This is a genomic window from Microcystis sp. M113S1 (genome assembly GCF_020246945.1).
GTDB lineage: Bacteria > Cyanobacteriota > Cyanobacteriia > Cyanobacteriales > Microcystaceae > Microcystis.
Genome location: NZ_JADBSA010000080.1, coordinates 1 through 2,901, shown reverse-complemented (window position 1 = coordinate 2,901; position 2,901 = coordinate 1). Strand labels below are relative to the sequence as shown.

Genomic DNA, 2,901 nt, shown 5'->3' with positions numbered 1-2,901 from the left:
TACACATATATAGTTTTGTTTTTGACCACGATGACCATTTTTATTGATGTGGTCACTTTTACATTCTGGACATTTCATCGTTTTTTTCCTTCATTGAGTTTCTATCTATTTTGCCTTCTCATCTCTTTATCTGACAACGCCTTGGGGAACCCTTTGGTATTTTATCCATGACTACAATGCACAGCAAAGCAAAGGATGAAGCCGCCATCACTACTACCGAATCACCATCCGCTATTTAACCGGAACGGTCGAACAGTGTTGATTACTGGTTACTAATCAGTGATCACTGAAAAGACTCCCCAACACCCATCTCACTGGCGGGAAAATCGCTATAGAATAGAGAAAAAAAAGAATTGCGAGGAAAAAACTCTGTCTTTTAACCCGATTGTCATTCCCCCTTCCCCGGAAAATCCCGCTCGCTATCTAGTGATCATGCTGCACGGTTGGGGTGCAGATGCCATGGATCTGGCCCCCCTTGCATCGATGCTGGATCTAGCGGATTGTCAATTTTTGTTTCCTAATGCTCCTTTTGATCATCCCCAAGTGCCGGGGGGACGCGCCTGGTATGCTTTAGAAACCTCCGATTATCAAGGTTTAGTCGCTAGTCGTCAACAGTTGCACGATTGGATTATTTCCCTAGAAGCAACTACCGGTATTCCCCTAGAGCGGACTTTTTTGACCGGTTTTTCCCAAGGGGGAGCGATGACGCTGGATGTGGGTTTATCTTTACCCTTGGCGGGATTGGGTTCCTTGAGTGGTTATCTGCACGGTGAACCCCATCCCCAAGGACCACAAAATGTCTTAATTGTTCATGGTAAGCAGGATACCGTCGTTCCTGTCGCCATAGCTCGTCAAGCCAGGGATTTACTGCTTGGTTTGGGGGTTAACGTTGAATATCATGAGTTAAATATGGGTCACGAAATCCCGATTCCGGCGCTGACTATTTTACGCCAATTCCTCCGCAATCGTCTAGAAACTGCATGAATAATGCTCGTCAGCTGGCTTTGCTGATTTTACGGGATATCGATCGCTCCTCGGCCTATCCCGATCGCGCTCTTGATCGCCATTTGTCCGCTAGTTCCTTAAATTGTCTTGACAAAGCCTTGACAACGGAGATTGTTTATGGTATAATGCGCCGACAAAGAACTCTGGATGGGCTGCTCGATCGCCTGGGGAAAAAAACCGCGGCCCAGCAACCCCCGGATTTACGGCGAATTCTCCATATTGGTCTTTATCAACTGCGTTATCTATCCCAGATTCCCCCATCAGCGGCGGTGAATACGGCGGTAGAATTAACTAAAATCAGTCATTTAGGCAAATTAGCGGCGGTGGTTAACGGAATGCTGCGGCAATATCTCCGTTTAACTGCTAATGGCGACGATCCTTTAATTTTGCCAGAAAATACCGCTTCTAGATTGGGTATTCTCCACAGTTTCCCCGATTGGTTGGTGCAATTGTGGTTAGATCGCTTTAGTGTTGCGGAAACGGAACAACTTTGTCAATGGTTTAATCGCTCTCCTGACCTTGATATTCGGATTAATCCCCTGAAAACTAGCCTAGAAGCCCTAGAAAATGAGTTAGAATCAGCCAATATAACTTTTAATCATCTTAAGTTACCTCTAGCTTGCCGTTTAACCTCTGGTTTAGGCAATATTGAGCGTTTAGAGGGATTTCGAGCCGGAAATTACACCCTACAGGATATTAGCGCCCAATTAGTCACTTATCTACTCGATCCCCAGCCCGGAGAGACAATTATCGACGCTTGTGCGGCACCAGGGGGAAAAACCACTCATATCGCCGAATTAATGGGCGATCGGGGTAGAATATTAGCCTGTGATCAAACGGCATCCCGTTTACGACAGTTAGAAGCCAATATTAAAAGATTAGACTTAAAAGCGATCGAAGTACATCTGGGGGATAGTCGCGATCGTCCCCAGTGGTGCGGCATCGCCGATCGTGTACTAATCGATGCTCCCTGTTCAGGATTGGGAACCCTGCACAAGCGTCCTGATATACGTTGGCGACAAACACCCGAAAATTTACCTGTACTAGCTAAACGACAGGGGGAACTTTTAGCCTCGGCTGCCACTTGGGTAAAACCGAAGGGAATCTTAGTTTATGCCACCTGTACTTTAAATCCGTTAGAAAATGAAGGAGTGATCGAGCAGTTTTTAGCCGCTCATCCCGATTGGAAAATGGCCCCTCCCGACTCTAATTCATCTTTCTCAGAATACTATACAGAAACGGGAGCGATCGAAGTGTTACCCCATCGACATAATCAAGACGGTTTTTTTATGGCTAAGTTAGTCAAGGAAGTGTGAAATGAAAAATAAACAATTACTGAAAATTCTCATCGGTGTTGCTTGGATTGATGGTGTCATTCAACCATCAGAAAGAAATTATTTACGACAGGTAGCTGTCAGGGAAAAACTTGATGATGATCCAGAGATTAAACCACTATTATCGGAACTGAAACCAGTTAAAACCAGTGAATGTTATCGATGGTTAGAGTCCTATTTAGGCGATAATCCTAGTCCAGAAATCTATCAAGATCTACTAGCATCGATTAGCACTTTAATCTATAGCGATGACGACGTGGACGTACAGGAAGCGAAATTATTAACTAAAGTTCAGAGTTTTGATCCGACTCATGATAGCCATCGATCGATGTTAGATAAATTAGTGACGGGAATTCAGAAATTGTACCAGAAAGCAATTACTGAAAGTAATTAGGGTTTGCTGAAAAAGTTTTTCGGTGGGGGTTGGGGGTTGGGGGTTGGGGGTTGGGGTGTGGGGTTTTACCCATTTTCAGGTGGTCAATTACCTAATTTTCAGGGAAAAAGTCCCTGAATTTTCCCCCCAATCACTCCAAGGGTCGGCACTTTTTGAGGGAAAAAAAGT

Annotated in this window: 4 protein-coding genes; 3 read left to right on the top strand and 1 reads right to left on the bottom strand. The window is 44.7% G+C overall.

Annotation, left to right across the window (positions count from 1 at the left end; all coding sequences use genetic code 11):
- On the bottom strand, positions 1-78 hold a 78-nt coding region (locus IM319_RS04710; RefSeq protein WP_425184889.1), incomplete at its 3' end, for a transposase-like zinc-binding domain-containing protein.
- A gap of 312 nt (positions 79-390) precedes the next feature.
- Here IM319_RS04710 and IM319_RS04705 point away from each other — a divergent pair.
- From IM319_RS04705 to IM319_RS04695, 3 genes are read left to right on the top strand one after another with little or no spacing between them, the layout of a single operon-like run.
- Entirely contained in the window at positions 391-984 is a 594-nt protein-coding gene (locus IM319_RS04705; protein ID WP_323801800.1) for an alpha/beta hydrolase, read from the top strand.
- Positions 981-2,321: a 16S rRNA (cytosine(967)-C(5))-methyltransferase gene (locus tag IM319_RS04700; RefSeq protein ID WP_287734818.1), complete on the top strand. Its 1,341-nt coding sequence runs from the start codon at positions 981-983 to the stop codon at positions 2,319-2,321. The genes IM319_RS04705 and IM319_RS04700 overlap by 4 nt, the downstream gene beginning before the upstream one ends.
- Position 2,322: 1 nt before the next feature.
- Positions 2,323-2,733, top strand: coding sequence for a TerB family tellurite resistance protein (locus IM319_RS04695; RefSeq protein ID WP_287687041.1), 411 nt, complete (start codon positions 2,323-2,325; stop codon positions 2,731-2,733).
- Positions 2,734-2,901 lie beyond the last annotated feature (168 nt).

Excerpts from the sequence above, each read along its gene's own strand:
- IM319_RS04700 (WP_287734818.1), top strand. The coding sequence starts at position 981 with ATGAATAATGCTCGTCAGCTGGCTTTGCTGATTTTACGGGATATCGAT.
- IM319_RS04695 (WP_287687041.1), top strand. The coding sequence starts at position 2,323 with ATGAAAAATAAACAATTACTGAAAATTCTCATCGGTGTTGCTTGGATT.